The following is a 17200-nucleotide window of genomic DNA, read 5'->3' as shown; positions in this document are numbered from 1 at the left end:
GCCATGAATGTGTCACACCGCTGTGACAGGCCAAAGCTAGGCCCCGCGCCATGGACCAATTGAAGCGCCTTGCCGTCTACTATGCCCCGCGCGCCGGGGCCTTTGCCGATCGTGCCGCCGCCTGGCTGGGCTGGGATGCCGCGAAAGGCGAAATGGTTCCCCAGCCGGAGCTGCCGGACATTCCCTTTCCCGCCGTCCTGACCGCCGAAGCCCGCCGCTACGGGTTCCACGGCACCCTGCGTGCGCCGTTCCGTGTGGCCGAAGGGCTGGATCACGATCAGGTTGCCGCCCGTGTCGCGGCGCTGGCCGGAAAGTTGCCGCCGGTGGTCTGCGAGGGCCTGGTAATCGAGGACTTGCAAGGCTTCCTCGCGCTGACCCCGATGGGCTGCGAAGCCGCCCTGCTGGAGCTTGCCGCAGCAGTCGTCGAAGGCACCAACGACCTTCGCGCGCCGTTGACCGAGGCCGAGATCGCCCGTCGTCGGCCCGAAAGCCTGACCGCGCGCCAGCGTGATCTTTTGCAGTGCTGGGGCTACCCCTACGTGATGGAAGAGTTCCGCTTTCACCTGACGCTGACCGACCGGCTTCCCGAACCGGGTCCGACGATGGACGCCCTCTCCGCGCATTTCGCGCCCGTGCTGCCCCGGCCCTTCGTGATCGAGGATCTGTGCCTGTTCGGCGAGGGTACGACGGGCCGGTTCCATCTTCTGCATCGCTATCCGCTGACCGGCTGAAGCGCCTGCAGGAACCGCGCGACGCCGTCTTCGACCGTGCCATCGTTCACCACGCTGCGGGTGTCGATCCCTTCGGGCACGGTAAATGACCCGCGGGCCAGCCGGGCGCGGATTTCGTCAAGGCTCTCACGCCCCCGCGCGGCAAGGCGGGCGGCAAGGATGTCATCCGGGGCGGTGACCACGATCACGCGGAGGCCGGGAAAGACACGCGCCGCATCGGAAAGGACCGCGCGGCTGCCGTTGAAGATCACGTCGCCCGGCCCGTCGAAGGCCCTTTTCGGCAGGCCATAGCTCAGCCCGTGGGCATGCCAGAAGAGCGCGAAATCGCCGCGCGCGACGTGGGCGAGGAACTCTTCCTCGGTGGCCGGTTCATGATCCTCGGACCCGGCATCCGCAGGGCGGGTGATGACCCTGCGGACCAGCCGCAGATCGGGGCGGGCGGCCAGCGCGCCCCGGATCAGAAGGTCCTTTCCTGCGCCGGATGGCCCGACCACGGCAAAGATCATGCGGCAAGCCCCGGGGTGAACTGCCCCACATCGATCAGACGGTCGCAGACCCGGACGCGGGCGGCTTCGTCGTGGAAGATGCCAAGGATCGCCGCACCCCGCGCCTTCGCCTCTTCGATGAGAGTCAGCACCACCTCGCGGTTGGCGGCATCAAGGCTGGCGGTTGGTTCATCCAGAAGAAGGGCCGGGTAGGCATGGGCAAAGCCGCGGGCGATGTTCACGCGTTGCTGCTCGCCGCCCGAGAAGGTGGTAGGGGAGAGGGACCAGAGACGTTCGGGGATGTTCAGGCGTTTCAGAAGGGTGGCGGCGCGGTCGCGCGCCTCGGCCAGCGGAGTGCCAAGGGCGAGGAGAGGCTCGGCCACAACGTCAAGGGCCGGGACGCGGGGGACGACGCGCAGGAACTGGCTGACGTAGCCGAGCGTATGGCGCCGGAGCGCAATGATCTCGCGCGGCTCGGCCTGTGTCACGTCAAGATCGCCTACCAGAAGGCGGCCCCCGGCGGCGAGGTAGTTGCCATAGACCATCCGCATCAGGGTGGACTTGCCCGCACCGGACGGCCCGCTCAGGCCGACGCATTCACCGGGCGCGACTGTCAGCGCGGCCCCGACCATGACCGGGATCACCGCGCCGCCCTGGTTGTGCAGGGTAAAGGATTTCGACAAGTTCTCGATGCGGATCATGGCCTTACACCTGCAGGACTGACGAGACGAGAAGCTGGGTATAGGCGTGCTGGGGATCGTCCAGCACCTGGTCGGTCAGGCCCTGTTCCACGACGCAGCCCGACTTCATCACCATCAGCCGGTGCGCCAGCAGGCGGACGACGGCAAGATCGTGGGTCACGATGATGACGCTTAGGCCGAGGTCGCGCACCAGCCCGCGCAGAAGGTCGAGAAGGCGGGCCTGCACGCTGACGTCCAGCCCGCCCGTGGGTTCGTCCATGAACACAAGGCGCGGTGCAGTCACAAGATTGCGGGCGATCTGCAGGCGCTGCTGCATCCCGCCTGAGAACGCCGAGGGGCGGTCGTCGATCCGGTCGGCGGCGATTTCCACCCGGCCCAGCCAGTCGGCCGCCTTGTCCCGGATCTCGCCATAATGCCGCGCGCCGATCGCCATGAGGCGTTCGCCCACATTACCGCCGGCGCTGACGCCCATCCGAAGCCCGTCGCGCGGGTTCTGGTGGACATAGGCCCAGTCGGTGCGGGAAAGCCGTCGCCGCTCGGTCTCGGACATCGCCAGGATGTCGCGTCCGTCATAGGCTATGCGGCCGAGGTCAGGGCGAAGGTGGCCGGCAAGACAGGACAGAAGCGTGGACTTCCCCGACCCACTTTCGCCGACGATCCCGAGGACCTCGCCGGGGTAAAGGTCGAAGCCGACGTCCCGACAGCCGATCCGGGACCCGTAGCGCTTGGTCAAGCCGTCGACGCTCAGCAAAGGCTGGTCGAATTCACGAATTTTCTGCGAAAATTCAGTGGTGTGGAGGGTCATGCCGCATCTCCCAACCGCCCAATGTGGCCCCTGGCCCGCCGCCCGGCGCAATAGTCGGTGTCCGAACAGACGAACATCCGCCCGCCCGCGTCATCGGTGATGACTTCGTCCAGATAGCTATCCCTGGCTCCGCAGAGATCGCAGTCATGCGCGGCCTTCGTCGCCTGAAAGGGGTGGTCATCGAAATCGAGGCTGACCACGTTGGTATGGGGCGGGATCGCATAGATCCGCTGTTCGCGCCCTGCGCCGAACAGCTGGATCGCGGGGTTGGCGGTCAGCTTCGGATTGTCGAATTTCGGGATCGGCGAGGGGTCCATCACATACCGCCCCTCGACCTTCACCGGATAGGCGTAGGAGGTGGCGATCTGGCCGTGGCGGGCGATATCCTCGTAAAGCTTCACATGCATCAGCCCGTATTCCTCAAGCTCGTGCATCTTCCGCGTCTCGGTCTCACGCGGTTCAAGGAAGCGCAGGGGTTCGGGGATCGGCACCTGGTAGACAAGGATCTGGCCTTCGGTCAGCGGGGTTTCGGGGATGCGGTGGCGGGTCTGGATCACAGTCGCCTCCGTCGTCGCCTCGGTCACGGTCACACCGGCGGTGCGCTGGAAGAAGCGGCGGATCGAGACGGCGTTGGTCGTGTCATCCGCGCCCTGGTCGATCACCTTCAGCCGGTCCTCCGGCACCAGACTGGCGGCTGTCACCTGCACCCCGCCCGTGCCCCAGCCATAGGGCATCGGCATCTCGCGGCTGGCGAAGGGGACCTGGTAGCCGGGCACGGCAATCCCCTTCAAGATCGCACGGCGGATCATGCGCTTGGTGTGTTCGTCAAGGTATGCGAAGTTGTAGTCAGACACGTGCCACCTTTTCGGATGATCGAAAATGTTTTGGTTTTTGTTCATGACAATCTGGACGGCGAGTGCGGGTGCAATGACCTTTTGCGCAATTGCAGAAGGTGGCTGGGCTGCCAGCTTCGTCGCCGTACTCCCCGTCATCGGAGCCTTGGTAATGCGGACGACTTGGCGCGAATGGCAGCGGCTTCGGAGCCTTCGCACTGAAGTTGAGGATGGTTATCTGGTCTATGTCTGGATCGAAGACGGTCGCGAAATGCGTTCTGGCGTTGATCCACGTCAGGACTGGGCGAAGGAGCCGGAAGGCGGGGTATAGGTCCACAAGGGCGATAGGGTTCATTCCGCCGCCTCCCGCATCGCCTGCGCCTCGGCCCGCAGGCGGCGCACCAGTTCCAGTTCGGCCTGGAAATCCACGTAGTGCGGCAGCTTGATGTGTTCGAGGAACCCGGTCGCCTGGATGTTGTCGCAGTGTATCAGAACGAACTCTTCGTCCTGCGCCGGCACGCCCGCGTCATCCTCGCCGAGCTCCTTCCAGCGCAGGGCGCGGTCGACAAGGCTCATCGAGATCGCCTTGCGCTCGGACTGCCCGAAGACAAGGCCATAACCCCGGGTGAATTGCGGCGGTTCGCTGCGGCTGCCCTTGAACTGGTTGACGGTCTCGCATTCCGTCAGCTCGATTTCACCGATTTCGACGGCGAAGCCCAGCTCGGGGATCTCGACCTCGACCGCCACGCGGCCGATGCGAAGCTCGCCCACGAAGGCATGGGTCCGGCCATAGCCGCGCTGGGTGGAATAGGCGAGGCCGAGGACAAAGCCCTCATCTCCCCGGGCCAGCGCCTGCAGCCGCAAGGCACGGCCGGCGGGAAGCTCCATCGGCTCGCGCGTCAGGTCGGGGGGCGGGGTGTCATCGGGCGGCGCAGTCTCGATCAGGCCGTCGCGGTTGAGAAAACTGGTGACATGTGGGACGCGGGGTGGGGTTCCCTCGTCCGCCTGGACAGGAGAGGACGTCAGCCCCGTCTTCGACAGCGGTGCATCACCTTCCGCCATCAGCGCAAAGTCCAGAAGACGGTGGGTATAGTCGAAGGTCGGCCCCAGCACTTGCCCACCCGGCAGGTCCTTGAAGGTGGCGCTGATCCGGCGGTCGACCGCCATCGCGGCCGTGTCCACCGGGGTCGAACCGCCCAACCGGGGAAGCGTGGTGCGGTAGGCGCGGATCAGGAAGATGGCTTCGATCAAATCACCCCGCGCCTGTTTGATTGCCAGCGCCGCAAGGTCTGGGTCGTAAAGCGAACCCTCCGCCATCACCCGGTTCACCGCCAGAGTCATCTGCTCGCGGATCTGGGCGATGCTGAGTTCCGGCACCGCGGGATCGCCCCGCCGCTCTTCGGCCAGCCAGGCATGGGCGTTGTCGATGGCGCGCTCACCGCCTTTAACTGCGACATACATCTTACAGCTTCTCCACGCGGGTGGACCGCGGAAGGCCGGCCAGCCGATTTCCTGCGGTCAGGATGGTGTCGAACCCAAGCGGGTAGAGCGCCCGGTTCGCCCGGAAGGCCGCCGTTTCGGGCAGGTTCAGCCAGGTCACAAGCTCGATCCCCGGACCGGTCAGGGCGGGGCCGTGGTTCACAAGGCGGTCCATCTCGACAATCAGGGTGGCCGAGCGGTCGGGGTAGTCAGGCTGGCCGATGCGGAACCGGCTGACGGGTTGCAGGTCCTCCCACCGCCCCAGGGCAAAGTCAGACTCTTCGGCGCGGACCAGTGGCGCGCCCAGGTGAAAGGCCACCCAGTCGCGCACATCGGCGCAGTCGGCGGCACCGGCAAGGTGCAGCCGCGTCGTCGGATCGACAAGGGTCAGAAGGACGACACCCGCAGCAACCGAAAGGGGCGCGGGCGGTGTGGCCCCCGTGACCTCGCGGATCATGCCGGGGCGGGCCATGGCCTCGAGGACCTGGCGGAAGGCGCGGGCGGATTGCACCGGGGCGTCGGAGAACCCCCCGGAAAGGGCAGCGGCGGTCATTGGTCTTCCCCCCGGACCATGGTGAAGAAATCGACCTTCGTGCCAGCGGCCTTTTCGGCCCGGGCGGCGCGCTTCTGCTGCAAGGCCTGCGCCAGGGGGGCGATCACCTGGCGCGCGATATCGCCCGCGGCATCCGTCTGCATCAGCGCGTCAACCACGGCGGCGCGCCGGGCGTGATCCTTGTCGCGGCCCTGCACCCAGGCATGGCCGACCGTGCCGTTTGCCAGCCGGATGGAGCAGCGGGTGACCGTCATTTCACCCAGGTTGAAGGGCGCACCGGTCCCGCCAAGACGCCCCCGCACCATGACCGCACCAACCTCGGCCGCGCGCAGAAGATCATGTTCCGGCAGTTCGGCGATCAGCCGCTGCAACGCGGCGGGCGGGGACTTGGCCAGGGTGGAAATCCACTCTTTCCGGGCGGTGGGATCGACCTCGGGCATCGGCACCTCGACATCTTGCGGGGGTTGTCTATTTCTCTATACAACTATACAAATACTACGCGACCCGGCGGCTGCGGCCAATGGGAGAGTTGTGAATTTTTGATGACGGGGGAATGCCTTGACCCGAAGCCCGATCTGGTCGGCGATCGCCGCGACCCTGACATCGGAAATCCGCGGCGGCCATTATCGCCAGGGTGACAAGCTGCCGACCGAAGAGGCGCTGGCGACCCGCTTCGGGGTGAACCGCCATACCGTCCGGCATGCCTTGGCGAGCCTTGCCGAAGCGGGTCTTGTCCATGCGCGGCGGGGGTCGGGGGTCTTTGTCACGGCGCGCCCCACCGAGTACCGGCTGGGCCAGAGGGTGCGCTTTCACCAGAACCTGCTGGCGGTCGGACAGACCCCCTCGCGCCGGATTACCCGGGCGGAGACCCGGGCGGCCGATGCCGAGGAGGCCGGGGTTCTCGCCCTGCCGGCAGGCGGAGAGGTGCATGTGGTCGAAGGCATCTCGCTGGCGGATGGTCATCCGCTGGCGGCGTTCCGGTCGGTCTTCCCGGCGGCGCGCTTCCCCGGGCTGCCGGAATGCGTGGTCGCCGAGGGGTCGATCACCAAGGCCCTCGCCGCGCTGGGGCTGGACGATTACACCCGCCGCGAGACGCGCCTGACGGCGCAACTGGCCGACCCGGTCCTGTCCCTCTCGCTCATGGTGCGGCCCGGTGCGGCGGTCCTGCAATCGGTGGCGGTGAACGTCGATGCGGGCGGGGTGCCGGTCGAGTATGGTACCACCTGGTTCGCGGGAGAGAGGGTGACGCTGACCGTCGCCGCCTGATCTGTCATGGCGCTGTGATCTTGCCCTCTTAATCGGACCGCCTGATGCCGACGCTTCCCTCGCTCCGCCTTGTGAATGGCCAGACCCTCGTGGATAGGGCCTTGACGGACCATCCGCTGACGATCCGGGACGGCACGATCAGCGGCGGGCCCGGGCGCGAGGTTGACCTGTCCGGATACCTGCTCCTGCCGGGGATCATCGACCTCCATGGCGACGGGTTCGAGCGGCACCTTTCGCCGCGCCCGACCGCGCCCTTCGACAAGGTGCGGGGCCTTGCTTCAGTGGCGGGTGAGCTGGCGGCGAACGGGATCACGACGGCCTGGCTCGCGCAGAGCTGGAGCTGGGAGGGGGGATTCCGTTCGGGTGAGGCGGCGACGGCCCTTCTGACCGCGCTCGACCGGGCGCGAGGTAATCTGTTGGCGGATGTCCGGGTCCAGCTTCGGCTTGAAACCCATGTCATCGACCAGCACCCGGCGGTGCTGGAGGCGGTCGCCACGCATGGGGTGGACTTCGTGGTCTTCAACAACCACCTCCCCGAGGCGATGGAGATGGCCGAGACCCGACCCCACCGCTTTGCAAGCTGGGCTTCGCAGACCAGCCGGACGGCCGAGGAGATGCTGGCCGTCGTCCGCGCCGCCGCGGCGCAGGAGCCGGAGGTCCCGACGGCCCTCACGGCGATTGCCGGACAGTTCGCCGGGCTTGGGGTGACGATGGGCTCGCATGACGACGCCACGCCTGCGACCCGCGCCTTCTTTCGCGGGATCGGGGCAAGGATCTCGGAGTTCCCCACCACGGTCGAGGCCGCCCGCGCGGCCCATGCAGCGGGTGAGCCGGTGCTGATGGGCGCGCCGAACGTGGTGCGGGGCGGCAGCCAGACGGGCAACATCGCGGCGGCGGGACTGGTGGCTGACGGATTGGTCGACGCGCTGATGTCGGACTACTACTACCCCGCCCTGCCCCAGGCGGTCTGGGCGCTGGTTGATGCGGGGCTGCGTGATCTTCCCGCGGCCTGGGGGATGATCTCCGAGGCCCCGGCCCAGATCATGGGGCTGGCCGACCGGGGCCGGCTGGCCGAGGGGATGCGGGCTGACTTGATTGCGATGAACCCCGGGACGCGGCGGGTGGAAATGACCCTGTCAGCGGGGCGGGTTGCGTATCTGTCTGGGGAGCTTGCCCGGCGGTTTGCGGAAGCCTAGGCGCCGTACTTCTCGAGAAAGGCCTCGGCCTTCAGGGACCGGAAGTCCGCCAGCGCGGCGCGGAGGCGGGCGTGGTCCCAGGTCCACCATTCCAGCGCAAGAAGGCGGTCGATCGTCCTTGGGTCGAAGCGGGAGCGGAGGGGTTGGGCGGGGCAGCCGGCGACGATCATGAAGGGGTCGACGTCCCGGGTGACCACCGCCCCGGCGGCGACGATGGCACCGATCCCGACGGTGACCTCGGGCTTGATGATCGCGCCGTGACCGACCCAGCAATCGGCCCCGAGGACCGTCCGGCGGGCGGCGCGGACGGCGAAGAAATCCGGATCATCCGCGACGTCGTCCCAGTAGTAGGAGGACCGGTAGAGGAAGTGATGCTGGGCGGCGTGGGTGAAGGGGTGGTCGGTCGGGCCGATGCGGGTCATCGCGGCGATGTTGGAGAACCGGCCCACGGTCGTATTGGCGATGTCGGCGAAGCGGTCGCAGTAGGAATACGCCTCGAAAGTGGAGTTCACGACCCGCGCGCCCTCGCCCACCTCGGTCCAGGGTTCGAAGGTGGAGTTCACCACCTGGGCCGTGGAATGGGTCACCCCGCCCGAGGACGACAGGCGGTGACCACAGTGGTCAAATTTGGAATCCGTATTATTTTCAATGGCTTGTTTGTGGGCGTTCATGATCGCTTAACACTTCAAACTCGGGTGCGACGGCGGCCAGCTCTGCCTTGGGAAGCGGCCTTTCCCAGTTCACCGCCGCGCGCGTCCGCGCCTCGGCCGCAGCGCGACGCCGGGCGGAGTGGAGGAAGAGATCGCGGTACCAGAGCCGGAGATCGTGGTCATACATGGGTCATTCCCCCTTGATCAGCTTGCGGCGGAGCCAGCCGGAAAGGCTGTCCATCAGCATCACCATCAGGATGATGAGGACGATGTAGTAGGCGACCTCTTCCCAGTCCTTCTGGGTGATGATCGCCTGCGTCAGCAGAAGGCCGATGCCGCCGCCGACGATGGCGCCGATGACGGTGGCGCTGCGGGTGTTCGATTCGAGGTAGTAGAGCACCTGGGCGAGGAGGATCGGCATCAGCTGCGGGATGACGCCGAAGCGCGCGCGAAGGACGGCGTTGGCACCGGTGGACCGGATGCCCTCCACCTGCTTTTCGTCAATGTTCTCGAGCGCCTCGGAGAAGGTCTTGCCGAAGCTGCCCGCATCGGTGATGGCGATGGCGATGGCCCCGGTCATCGGCCCCGGCCCGAAGGCGCGGGAAAGGATGATGGTCCAGATCAGCCCGTCCACCCCGCGCACGAAGTCGAAGACCCGCCGCACCGCGGCCCGGAAGACGCCCAAAGGCATGAAGTTCCGCGCGGCGAGGAAGGCGAGCGGCAAGGCGACGATGGCGGCCATCATGGTGCCGAGGAAGGCCATCAGGATCGTCTCGAAGATCGCCCAGGCAACGTCGCCGTGCCGCCACATGGCGTTGGTCCAGAATTCGTGGACCATGTAGCCGAGGTTCGTCCGGTCGGGGTCGATCCGGTCGCCGGTTGTGGCAAGCGCGACGAGTTGGCCCCAGGACTTGCCGTAGAACGGGCTGTCGAGGGTGAAAAAGAAAAGCTCCCACCCTGCGAAATAGCGGAAGGTCTCGGTCCGGTTGCGACTGACGCTGAAGCGCCCGGCGTCAGTCGTCACGTTGATGCGGTTCTGCGAGACGCTGATCCAGTCGGGGATCGGTTCGGGCGCGGTCAGGACCGGGCGGCCGCCTTCCATGCGGATGTCGATGGTGCCGTAGCCCGGCACCTCATACCGCGCGCCACCGGAGTCGTAGGTGATTATATGCCCGCCGGTCAGGTCGATGGTCGTCACGTCGCCGGTAACGGTCACCCAGTCGGGAAGTCTGTCCGGCGCGTAGACATGGCGCGTCTCGCCCTCGACCGAGACGCTTAGGTTGCCGGAGGCATTGTCGCGGGTGACGTGGATCTTGTGCTGCCAGAAGTCGGACAGGAGGATCGCCGCATTGTCGAAGCGGGCGCGCTGCACGAGGCCAGCGACGTCAAAGCTGATCGCGGCGTAGATCAGGTAGGCAATGATCGCCGCCGGGATCGCGAAGGCAAGCCGCGTGCGCCGTGCAAAGCTGCGGGTGACGGTGTCAGCCAGTGAGGGGGAGAGGGTTGCGGTCATCAATCAGACCCCTTCACGAGCTTGTGGCGGTAGTGGTCCGAGACCCGGTCGATCAGCACGATGGTCAGGAAGAGGAGGAGGAAGATCGCCACCACCTGGTCGTAGCGGCCCTGGCCCCATTGCATGGCGATCTTGAGGTCATGGCCGATACCGCCCTCACCCACGAAGCCGAGGATGGCGGAGGCCCGCACGTTGATCTCGAACCGGAGGAGCGCGTAGCTCAGCCAGTTTGGGGCCACCTGCGGGATCACCCCCAGCCACATCCGCTGGAACCAGCTGGCGCCGACCGAGGCCAGGCCCTCCACGGGTTTCAGGTCTGCGTTCTCGGCAACCTCGGAGAAAAGCTTGCCCAGCGCCCCGCCAGTATGGAGCGCGATGGCGATGACCGCGGGCACTGGGCCACCGCCGAGAATGTAGATCAGGACGAGCGCAATGACGATCTCGGGGATCGCGCGCAAGGCATCCATGCTGCGGCGGAAGACGGGGATCAGGCGCGGCCAGCGGGCAAGGCCGCGCGTGGCGAGAAGCGACAGCGCCATGGCGGCGAGTGCGCCGATCAGCGTGGCGACGGCAGCGATGTTCACCGTTTCGATCAGGGCCGGAAAATGCTCCCAGATCAGGCCGGGGAGGTTGGCGCGGTTGGTCCAGGCTTCGGACAGGACCTCGGCAGGAAAGTCGAAGATCTGCGGCAGGCCGGACCAGAAGTCGCCGGCGTTGCGTTCCTCGGCCAGTTGCCAGCCGGAAACCATGAGCGCGACGAAGATGACGAGGAGGATGCCGCCATACATCCGCTTGCGGCGGACCATGTCGAGATAGCCCTCGCGGGGGTCCTTGAGGTTGGGACGCTTGCCCTCACTGGGCCCGAAGGCGACATCGACCATGGGGATTCCGGGACTGAAAAGCCGGACCCCGGGGATACGGGGTCCGGCGTTCGCTTTCGGGATTACATGCCTTCCTGAAGCTTACGGGCAGCAACAACGCCTTCGTACACGGAGTGTTCGACTGGCACGAAGTCCTTGGCGTCACCGGCGGCGACGTTGTAGGCGCAATCGGGGTTGGTTTCCCACAGATCGGCGGTCAGCTGGGTGACCTTGTCCTTGACGTCCTGCGGCAGGGCCGAGCGGATGACCAGCGGGCCTTCGGGGATCAGCTTCGAGCGCCAGATCTCGACGAGGTTGTTCATGTCGACGAGGCCGGCATCGGCGGCGCGGCGGAACGCGCCCGAGTTGTAGCCGTCTTCCCAGTTGCCCAGTCCATCAGCCCACGACACGCCCGCATCGAAATCGCCATTCGCGACGCCGACGATGGTCTGTTCGTGGCCGCCCGACATCTTCACTTCACCGAAGTAGGCTTCCAGATCGCCATAGGCCTCCTTGAGTTCGGCGCCGGGGATCAGGTAGCCCGAAGCGGAGTTCGGGTCGGCGAAGGCGAAGACCTTGCCCTTGGCATCATCCATCGAGTTGATGCCCGAGTCGGCGCGGGCGAAGCCGATGGAGTAGTAGCCGGTCGAGCCGTCAAGGTTCTGCTTCGTGAGCTTCAGTTCCACGGCATTCGGGTCGGTCAGGTAGACCTTGGCATAGGCCGAGGCGCCGAGCCAGGCGTAGTCGATGGTGCCGCCGAGGAGGCCCTGGATCACGCCGTCATAGTCGGCCGGGGCGAAGAGTTTGACCGGGACACCCAGTGCCTCTTCGATGGCGGCGCGGAAGCATTCCTGGTTGGTCAGGCGGTCCTGGGCGTTCTCGCCGCCGAGGATGCCGATGTTGAATTCGGTGATTTCCTGCGCCGTCGCGGCCGAGGCGAGGATGGCGGTCAGGGCGGTGGCAGTCATGAGCTTCTTCATGGGAACTCCGTTCGTTGGCAGCAGGACAATCAGGACAGCATCAGGTCGGCGTAGGAACGGTCGGCCTTGCTGTCGGCGGGAATGGCGGTGGAGGTGGCGGCTTCGTTGAAGCTTTCGTCCGCGCCGTAGATGTCGCGGGCGACACCGGTGGATAGCTGGTCGGGCGTGCCGTCAAAGACGATGCGGCCGTCGCGCATGCCGATGACGCGGTCGCAGTAGCGGCGTGCAGTGTCGAGCGTATGGAGGTTGGCGATGACCATCCGTCCATCTTCGACGTTGATGCGCTTCAGGGTGTCCATGACGATCTGCGCGTTCATCGGGTCGAGGGAGGCGATGGGTTCGTCGGCCAGGATGATCTTCGGGTCCTGCATCAGCGCGCGGGCGATGGCGACGCGCTGCTGCTGGCCGCCGGAGAGGGCCTCGGCCCGTTTCGGGGCCTGTTCGACGATGCCGAGGCGGTCCAGGATCTCAAGCGCCTTCAGGATGTCGGCGCGGGGCCAGAGGTTGAACATGGTCTGGAACGACGACCGGCGGTTCAGGATGCCGTGGAGGACGTTCGAGGCGACGTCCATCCGCGGGACAAGGTTGAACTGCTGGAAGATCATCGCGCATTGCGACTGCCAGGCGCGGGCCTCGGCCCCTTTCAGCGCAAGGACGTTGCGGCCGTCGACAGTGATCTCGCCCGAGGAGGCATCGATCAGGCGGTTCATCAGGCGCAGGAAGGTGGACTTGCCGGCGCCGGAGCGGCCGATGATGCCAACGAAGGCGGGGCGGTCAACAGAGAAGCTGACGTCGTCGACAGCGGCCTTCGGGCCGAACATCCGTGTCACCGACCGCACTTCCAGCATCGATCACCCCCGATTGGTTGGGGCGGTCCTATGGGTCAAGTGTGACAGTCGCTTCGCGGGTGTGTGAAACTTGCGTGACGGTGGGCGCGTCAGCCGGGGGGCACGTCGACGCTGGGAAGCCAGGGCTTGATGTCGATAAGGGGCGTGCCGTCGAAGGCATCGAGCGCGTCGAACTTCAGGTGGCCGGTATCCGGGTCGATGGCGGTAAGCCGGACCACCGCGACGGCCACCGGGTTCGGCCGCGCTGGTGAGCGGATCGCGAAGACGCCCATGGGGCCTTCGCGATGCGCGGGGCTTTGCAGGATGAGGTCCCGCCGGGCAAGGCCGGCCCAGTAGAGGAGAATCACGGCCTGACCCGCCGTCAGGCCGCTGAGGCCCGGGCGGAAGGGCGGGTCGATCTGGGCAGCGAACGCCCCACCCTTCTCGCGTGCCTCGCGCAGGTTCTTCGGGCAGTTGCCGCGCGACCAGGGCGTGGACAAACGCCCGATGAAGCAGAGGCGCGCGTCCTCGGCTAGGGCCGGGTCGGGGGAAAGCGCAACCTCACCCGGCCTGATGCCATCCGTTGGGGTCAGAGACATGGGCCAGTCCTTTCAAGGGCCAGCCCAATCCTGCACCCCAACCCCAACCGCCGCAACAGCGCGGACCGTCCGGGAACCGATCAGTCGCTGGCCCCGTGGGTCATGGTGGAGTGGTCCATGGTGGAATGGTCTATCTCGCCCATGCCGGCCGGCGGGTCGATCATGAACTCGATCTCTACCCGGCCCGTGCGTTCGAAGATCAGGGTTGCCTTGTGCATCTCGCCTTCGGTGAGCTTGCCCTTCAGGCCCATGAACATGATGTGATAGCCCCCGTGTTCGAGGCTGACCGTATCGCCAGGCGCGATTTCGATGAAGTCGACATGGGTCATCGTGCCGACGCCGTTCGCGTCGACCTTCGATTCATGGACTTCGGACTTGGCGGCAATGTCGCTTTCGATCCCGATCAGCCGCTCGGTCTCGGTGCCGTTGTTCACGATGGCCATGAACCCCCCGGCGGCCTTGGCGCTGGCGGCGGGTTGCGGGATGTGGGGATGGATGATCTGGAGATCGCCCATCTTCACCTCATGCGCGAGGACGGGGGTGGCGAAGAGGGCGGCCAGAAGGGCCAGGACACGGGTCATGGGAAGGACTCCTTTCACGGGAAGGGGAAGATGCATCAGCTGACCAGCCGCTTCAGCGGCGGGACAGCCGAAAAGACCACGAGGTCCAGCACGATCACGGCCAGAAGGACGAGGCCGAGCATCGGGAAGGCAAGCGAGAGGCCAAGAGTGATGAGAAGCGCGCCCTTGGCGTAAGGGATGTCTGCCGGACGCGGAGGGGCGCCGAGGCGGGCCCCGGCCGGGCGGCGCTTCACCCACATCACGATGCCCGAGACCGACATCAGGATGACGGCAAGGCAGAAGAGGGTGTTCAGCGCAAGGTTCCAGGCCCCGAGGTCGCCCTCGTGGAAGGCGATGCCCCAGGCCATCATCTTCGCATAGACCGAATAGTCGGCATAGCGCACGTCTGCGAGCACGTTGCCGGTGAACTGGTCGATGTGGATCGTGCGGTCGGCGGCGGGGTTCGGCCCGTCGTTCGACATGCTGTCATGGCTGATCGTCCAGACCCCGGTTTCATCCGCCGGCAGGTTCAGCTGGAAGCGGCGGTCGAAGCCCAGCGTTCCGGCGAAGTCCGTGACCGCGTCGATGGTGACCGGCCCCTGGATCGCCTGCACGCCCGCAAGCGAGCCCGACATCGGCATCGGCGTCTGTTCCAGCGCCCATGGCACTTCCTTGGCGGCGCCGTGGTTCATCTCGGCATGGGTGGCATCGGACAGGGGCACGTTGTCCCATTTCTCGACCGGGAAGGTGGACCAGGCCTGCACGAACTTCGACCCCCAGAGCCCGGCCCAGGACAGGCCCGAGATCAGGAAGATGACCAAAAGGACGCTGACCCAGAGGCCCATCGCGCCATGCAGCGACTTCCAGAAGGCGCGGCCCTTGGCGGCGGTTTGAACCGTCAGCGCCTTGCCCCAGCCGTCTGTGCGCGGCCAGTGGAGGTAGATGCCGGTAATGACGAGAAGAAGGCCCAGGCTCGCCGCAGCCTCGATCAGCCAGTCGCCGGTGTCGCCGATCAGAAGCGTGCCGTGGATTTCGGTCGCAAAGTCATACCAGCCGGCGCGCCAGGGGAAGGTCTCGACGACCTCGCCGGTGTAGGGGTTGAGGGTGACGCCGGTGGTATCCTCTCCCACGGCGACGGCAAAGGCGGCCACGCGGTCCGGCCCCATGGGCGAGATGTATTGCGTGGCGGTGCTGCCGGGCACGGCGGCCTCGGCCGCGGCTTGGAGCTGGCTGACGGGACGGAGGTCGGTGCCGGGCGTAATGCGGGCGCGTTCGCCGTTGAGCTCGGTCATCGAGCTGACCCAGAGCATGATGAGGCCGGTCACGGCCAGCATGATGAGGAACGGGACGACATAGAGACCGGCATAGAAGTGCCAGCGCCAGGCGGCGAAGTAGAGACGGTTCGGTGTTTTAGTGTCTGTCGACATTGGGTTGCCTTGCAGAAGCGCGTGAGGAAGCGCGGGCCGGAAGGGCCTCGCGGGTGGCACGGTTCGGCGGCGGAAGGGGTCAGCCCGGAGCGGGCAAAGGCAGGCGCCGCCGGTCAGGCGACGGGCGGGGCCTGCGGTGTGTGCGCGGGGTCAAGGACGCGGGCGACGGCCCGGTTTTCGCGCGGTGCGATGACGCGGGCGACGAAGGCGACTTCGAGGTCGATCAGGCCGGGGGCCGCGGGGGGCAGACCGGCGCTGCCGGCGATCTGGCAGGCCATGCAATGCGGGTCGCGCTGGCCGTCGCCATCAAGGTCCCCGGCGCAGAGATCGGCAAGCGAAAGACCATTCGCCAGGGCGTAGGTGACGGCCTCGTCCTGCGGGGAAGGCATGCGGTGGGAGAACCCCGTCGCGACCAGCGCGACGGTCAGGGCGACCAGAAGCGCCACCCGATGCAGGCTGAAGAAGGCCCTCACCATCATGGCAATCGGCATGGCCCAACTTCTGCCTCGCGTCAACGGACATTCCCGGCCGTTACCGCGACAGATGCGCCCGCCTTGCCTTCAGCCAAGGTTGCGGATTGACTGCCGGGGCGACCCGAGGAGTCCCGGATGCGCGATACCATTCCCGTCTTCGACGGACATAACGACATCGTTCTGAAGGTCGCGGAGGCCGGCCCCGCGCGAGAGGCGATGTGGCTGCGCGGTGAAGGGGCCGGGCACCTGGACTTGCCGCGGATGCAGGCGGCGGGCTTTGCGGGCGGATTCTTCGCGGTCTGGGTCCCCTCGCCCGAGACCGGCGATCTGGCAGCGCTGGAGCGGATGATGGATGCGCCGCCCTATGACCTGCCGCTGCCTGATCTGATCGACCATCACGCCGCCTTGCCAGTGGCGGTCGAGATGCTGGGGCATCTTCTGTGGCTGGAGAGGGCGGCAGAAGGCGCGTTCCGTTGGTGCCGGACGGCAGGAGATATCCGCACGGCGATGGCTGAAGGCGTGGTCGCCGGCGTGCTACATTTCGAGGGGGCCGAGGCGATCGGGCCGGACCTTGACGCGCTGCACTTGTTCCACGCGATGGGCCTGCGGTCGCTTGGACCGGTCTGGAGCCGACCGACAATCTTTGGCCATGGCGTGCCGTTCCGGTTCCCGTCAACCGGCGACACCGGGCCGGGGCTGACCGGGGCAGGACAGGCGCTGGTGCGGGAATGCAATGGCCTGCGGATCATGCTGGACCTCAGCCACCTGAACGAGGCCGGGTTCCGCGCTGTAGCAAGACTTAGCGATGCGCCGCTGGTGGCGACGCATTCCAATGCCCATGCGATCTGCCCTTCCAGCCGGAACCTGACGGACTGGCAACTGCGGGCGATCGGTGAAAGCGGAGGGATCGCCGGGCTGAACCTTGCGACCTGTTTTCTGCGACCGGATGGCCGGGAAAGTGCCGACATGACGCTGGACCCGGTGAAGCGCCACATCGAACACATGCTGTCGGTGGCGGGCGAGGATCACGTCGGCATCGGATCGGACTTCGACGGGGCCACGGTGCCGCAGGACATCGGCGGGGTCGAGGGATTGCCGGTGCTGGTGCGGGCAATGCGCGAGATGGGGTTGGGCGAGGCGCTGATCCGACAGATTGCGCATGGCAACTGGCTGCGGGTGCTGGAGCGGACCTGGGGGGTCTGACCGGGCCGCTTGTCGATGACGTCGTCATGCCCGGCAGTGCAGGAACCGACGAGAAGACG

General features: G+C 66.6%; 22 protein-coding genes. 5 read left to right on the top strand and 17 right to left on the bottom strand.

What is annotated here, in order from left to right:
• Positions 1–50: 50 nt before the first annotated feature.
• On the top strand, positions 51–731 hold the full coding sequence (locus AC2D9V_RS10110; protein WP_484713948.1) for a DUF1045 domain-containing protein: 681 nt from the start codon (positions 51–53) through the stop codon (positions 729–731).
• On the opposite strand, the gene phnN is transcribed toward AC2D9V_RS10110, so the two are convergent.
• From phnN to AC2D9V_RS10090, 4 genes are read right to left on the bottom strand one after another with little or no spacing between them, the layout of a single operon-like run.
• The gene (gene phnN, locus AC2D9V_RS10105) at positions 713–1237 is read right to left on the bottom strand and encodes a phosphonate metabolism protein/1,5-bisphosphokinase (PRPP-forming) PhnN (protein ID WP_484713947.1); all 525 of its coding nucleotides are present in this window, start codon (positions 1235–1237) and stop codon (positions 713–715) included. The two genes, AC2D9V_RS10110 and phnN, sit on opposite strands and share 19 nt — an antisense overlap.
• Entirely contained in the window at positions 1234–1917 is a 684-nt protein-coding gene (gene phnL / locus AC2D9V_RS10100; RefSeq protein ID WP_484713946.1) for a phosphonate C-P lyase system protein PhnL, read from the bottom strand. Before phnL ends, phnN begins: the two co-directional genes overlap by 4 nt.
• A 4-nt stretch (positions 1918–1921) precedes the next feature.
• Complete coding sequence (gene phnK, locus AC2D9V_RS10095; RefSeq protein ID WP_484713945.1) at positions 1922–2722, bottom strand: phosphonate C-P lyase system protein PhnK; 801 nt, start codon at positions 2720–2722, stop codon at positions 1922–1924.
• Positions 2719–3576, bottom strand: coding sequence for an alpha-D-ribose 1-methylphosphonate 5-phosphate C-P-lyase PhnJ (locus AC2D9V_RS10090; protein WP_484713944.1), 858 nt, complete (start codon positions 3574–3576; stop codon positions 2719–2721). The genes phnK and AC2D9V_RS10090 overlap by 4 nt, the downstream gene beginning before the upstream one ends.
• A gap of 25 nt (positions 3577–3601) precedes the next feature.
• On the opposite strand from AC2D9V_RS10090, the gene AC2D9V_RS10085 reads away from it, so the two are divergent.
• Positions 3602–3886, top strand: a complete 285-nt coding sequence (locus tag AC2D9V_RS10085; RefSeq protein ID WP_484713943.1) for a hypothetical protein — start codon at positions 3602–3604, stop codon at positions 3884–3886.
• Between the two features lie 20 nt (positions 3887–3906).
• On the opposite strand, the gene AC2D9V_RS10080 is transcribed toward AC2D9V_RS10085, so the two are convergent.
• Genes AC2D9V_RS10080 through phnG form a run of 3 tightly spaced genes read right to left on the bottom strand, consistent with a single transcriptional unit; the run spans position 3907 to position 6027 of the window.
• The gene (locus AC2D9V_RS10080) at positions 3907–5016 is read right to left on the bottom strand and encodes a carbon-phosphorus lyase complex subunit (protein WP_484713942.1); all 1110 of its coding nucleotides are present in this window, start codon (positions 5014–5016) and stop codon (positions 3907–3909) included.
• A 1-nt stretch (position 5017) separates the two neighbouring features.
• Complete coding sequence (gene phnH, locus AC2D9V_RS10075) at positions 5018–5587, bottom strand: phosphonate C-P lyase system protein PhnH (protein WP_484713941.1); 570 nt, start codon at positions 5585–5587, stop codon at positions 5018–5020.
• Entirely contained in the window at positions 5584–6027 is a 444-nt protein-coding gene (gene phnG, locus AC2D9V_RS10070) for a phosphonate C-P lyase system protein PhnG (RefSeq protein ID WP_484713940.1), read from the bottom strand. The genes phnH and phnG overlap by 4 nt, the downstream gene beginning before the upstream one ends.
• Before the next feature lie 118 nt (positions 6028–6145).
• On the opposite strand from phnG, the gene phnF reads away from it, so the two are divergent.
• A complete protein-coding gene (gene phnF, locus AC2D9V_RS10065) occupies positions 6146–6853 on the top strand; it encodes a phosphonate metabolism transcriptional regulator PhnF (protein WP_484713939.1) in 708 nt (235 codons plus the stop codon).
• A gap of 44 nt (positions 6854–6897) precedes the next feature.
• Complete coding sequence (locus AC2D9V_RS10060) at positions 6898–8049, top strand: alpha-D-ribose 1-methylphosphonate 5-triphosphate diphosphatase (protein ID WP_484713938.1); 1152 nt, start codon at positions 6898–6900, stop codon at positions 8047–8049.
• On the opposite strand, the gene AC2D9V_RS10055 is transcribed toward AC2D9V_RS10060, so the two are convergent.
• From AC2D9V_RS10055 to AC2D9V_RS10010, 10 genes are all read right to left on the bottom strand, one after another.
• Positions 8046–8636 (bottom strand): LbetaH domain-containing protein, encoded by a 591-nt coding sequence (locus AC2D9V_RS10055; RefSeq protein ID WP_484713937.1) that lies wholly within the window; start codon positions 8634–8636, stop codon positions 8046–8048. The two genes, AC2D9V_RS10060 and AC2D9V_RS10055, sit on opposite strands and share 4 nt — an antisense overlap.
• 58 nt (positions 8637–8694) lie before the next feature.
• The gene (locus AC2D9V_RS10050; RefSeq protein ID WP_484713936.1) at positions 8695–8886 is read right to left on the bottom strand and encodes a hypothetical protein; all 192 of its coding nucleotides are present in this window, start codon (positions 8884–8886) and stop codon (positions 8695–8697) included.
• Between the two features lie 3 nt (positions 8887–8889).
• Complete coding sequence (phnE, locus tag AC2D9V_RS10045; RefSeq protein ID WP_484713935.1) at positions 8890–10212, bottom strand: phosphonate ABC transporter, permease protein PhnE; 1323 nt, start codon at positions 10210–10212, stop codon at positions 8890–8892.
• Entirely contained in the window at positions 10212–11093 is an 882-nt protein-coding gene (gene phnE, locus AC2D9V_RS10040; protein ID WP_484713934.1) for a phosphonate ABC transporter, permease protein PhnE, read from the bottom strand. Before phnE (AC2D9V_RS10040) ends, phnE (AC2D9V_RS10045) begins: the two co-directional genes overlap by 1 nt.
• 62 nt (positions 11094–11155) lie before the next feature.
• Complete coding sequence (gene phnD, locus AC2D9V_RS10035) at positions 11156–12052, bottom strand: phosphonate ABC transporter substrate-binding protein (protein WP_484713933.1); 897 nt, start codon at positions 12050–12052, stop codon at positions 11156–11158.
• A gap of 29 nt (positions 12053–12081) precedes the next feature.
• Complete coding sequence (gene phnC / locus AC2D9V_RS10030) at positions 12082–12900, bottom strand: phosphonate ABC transporter ATP-binding protein (protein WP_484713932.1); 819 nt, start codon at positions 12898–12900, stop codon at positions 12082–12084.
• 89 nt (positions 12901–12989) lie between these two features.
• The gene (locus AC2D9V_RS10025) at positions 12990–13478 is read right to left on the bottom strand and encodes a TrmO family methyltransferase domain-containing protein (RefSeq protein ID WP_484713931.1); all 489 of its coding nucleotides are present in this window, start codon (positions 13476–13478) and stop codon (positions 12990–12992) included.
• An 80-nt stretch (positions 13479–13558) separates the two neighbouring features.
• The gene (locus AC2D9V_RS10020; RefSeq protein ID WP_484713930.1) at positions 13559–14059 is read right to left on the bottom strand and encodes a copper chaperone PCu(A)C; all 501 of its coding nucleotides are present in this window, start codon (positions 14057–14059) and stop codon (positions 13559–13561) included.
• 35 nt (positions 14060–14094) lie between these two features.
• On the bottom strand, positions 14095–15465 hold the full coding sequence (locus AC2D9V_RS10015) for a PepSY-associated TM helix domain-containing protein (protein WP_484713929.1): 1371 nt from the start codon (positions 15463–15465) through the stop codon (positions 14095–14097).
• A gap of 113 nt (positions 15466–15578) precedes the next feature.
• The gene (locus AC2D9V_RS10010; protein WP_484713928.1) at positions 15579–15944 is read right to left on the bottom strand and encodes a hypothetical protein; all 366 of its coding nucleotides are present in this window, start codon (positions 15942–15944) and stop codon (positions 15579–15581) included.
• Between the two features lie 129 nt (positions 15945–16073).
• Here AC2D9V_RS10010 and AC2D9V_RS10005 point away from each other — a divergent pair, with 129 nt between their 5' ends.
• The gene (locus AC2D9V_RS10005) at positions 16074–17141 is read left to right on the top strand and encodes a dipeptidase (RefSeq protein WP_484713927.1); all 1068 of its coding nucleotides are present in this window, start codon (positions 16074–16076) and stop codon (positions 17139–17141) included.
• Positions 17142–17200 lie beyond the last annotated feature (59 nt).

The organism is Tabrizicola sp. T46 (assembly GCF_057219895.1).
Note: the sequence above shows the minus strand (reverse complement) of the source record. Positions and strands in the feature narration are given on the sequence as shown.

What these genes read in the sequence shown, in the direction of transcription:
- AC2D9V_RS10110 (WP_484713948.1), top strand. Translation starts at nt 51, where the DNA reads ATGGACCAATTGAAGCGCCTTGCCGTCTACTATGCCCCGCGCGCCGGG.
- phnN (WP_484713947.1), bottom strand. Translation starts at nt 1,237, where the DNA reads ATGATCTTTGCCGTGGTCGGGCCATCCGGCGCAGGAAAGGACCTTCTG.
- phnL (WP_484713946.1), bottom strand. Translation starts at nt 1,917, where the DNA reads ATGATCCGCATCGAGAACTTGTCGAAATCCTTTACCCTGCACAACCAG.
- phnK (WP_484713945.1), bottom strand. Translation starts at nt 2,722, where the DNA reads ATGACCCTCCACACCACTGAATTTTCGCAGAAAATTCGTGAATTCGAC.
- AC2D9V_RS10085 (WP_484713943.1), top strand. Translation starts at nt 3,602, where the DNA reads ATGTTTTGGTTTTTGTTCATGACAATCTGGACGGCGAGTGCGGGTGCA.
- AC2D9V_RS10080 (WP_484713942.1), bottom strand. Translation starts at nt 5,016, where the DNA reads ATGTATGTCGCAGTTAAAGGCGGTGAGCGCGCCATCGACAACGCCCAT.
- phnH (WP_484713941.1), bottom strand. Translation starts at nt 5,587, where the DNA reads ATGACCGCCGCTGCCCTTTCCGGGGGGTTCTCCGACGCCCCGGTGCAA.
- phnG (WP_484713940.1), bottom strand. Translation starts at nt 6,027, where the DNA reads ATGCCCGAGGTCGATCCCACCGCCCGGAAAGAGTGGATTTCCACCCTG.
- AC2D9V_RS10060 (WP_484713938.1), top strand. Translation starts at nt 6,898, where the DNA reads ATGCCGACGCTTCCCTCGCTCCGCCTTGTGAATGGCCAGACCCTCGTG.
- AC2D9V_RS10050 (WP_484713936.1), bottom strand. Translation starts at nt 8,886, where the DNA reads ATGTATGACCACGATCTCCGGCTCTGGTACCGCGATCTCTTCCTCCAC.
- phnE (WP_484713935.1), bottom strand. Translation starts at nt 10,212, where the DNA reads ATGACCGCAACCCTCTCCCCCTCACTGGCTGACACCGTCACCCGCAGC.
- phnE (WP_484713934.1), bottom strand. Translation starts at nt 11,093, where the DNA reads ATGGTCGATGTCGCCTTCGGGCCCAGTGAGGGCAAGCGTCCCAACCTC.
- phnD (WP_484713933.1), bottom strand. Translation starts at nt 12,052, where the DNA reads ATGAAGAAGCTCATGACTGCCACCGCCCTGACCGCCATCCTCGCCTCG.
- phnC (WP_484713932.1), bottom strand. Translation starts at nt 12,900, where the DNA reads ATGCTGGAAGTGCGGTCGGTGACACGGATGTTCGGCCCGAAGGCCGCT.
- AC2D9V_RS10025 (WP_484713931.1), bottom strand. Translation starts at nt 13,478, where the DNA reads ATGTCTCTGACCCCAACGGATGGCATCAGGCCGGGTGAGGTTGCGCTT.
- AC2D9V_RS10020 (WP_484713930.1), bottom strand. Translation starts at nt 14,059, where the DNA reads ATGACCCGTGTCCTGGCCCTTCTGGCCGCCCTCTTCGCCACCCCCGTC.
- AC2D9V_RS10015 (WP_484713929.1), bottom strand. Translation starts at nt 15,465, where the DNA reads ATGTCGACAGACACTAAAACACCGAACCGTCTCTACTTCGCCGCCTGG.
- AC2D9V_RS10010 (WP_484713928.1), bottom strand. Translation starts at nt 15,944, where the DNA reads ATGATGGTGAGGGCCTTCTTCAGCCTGCATCGGGTGGCGCTTCTGGTC.
- AC2D9V_RS10005 (WP_484713927.1), top strand. Translation starts at nt 16,074, where the DNA reads ATGCGCGATACCATTCCCGTCTTCGACGGACATAACGACATCGTTCTG.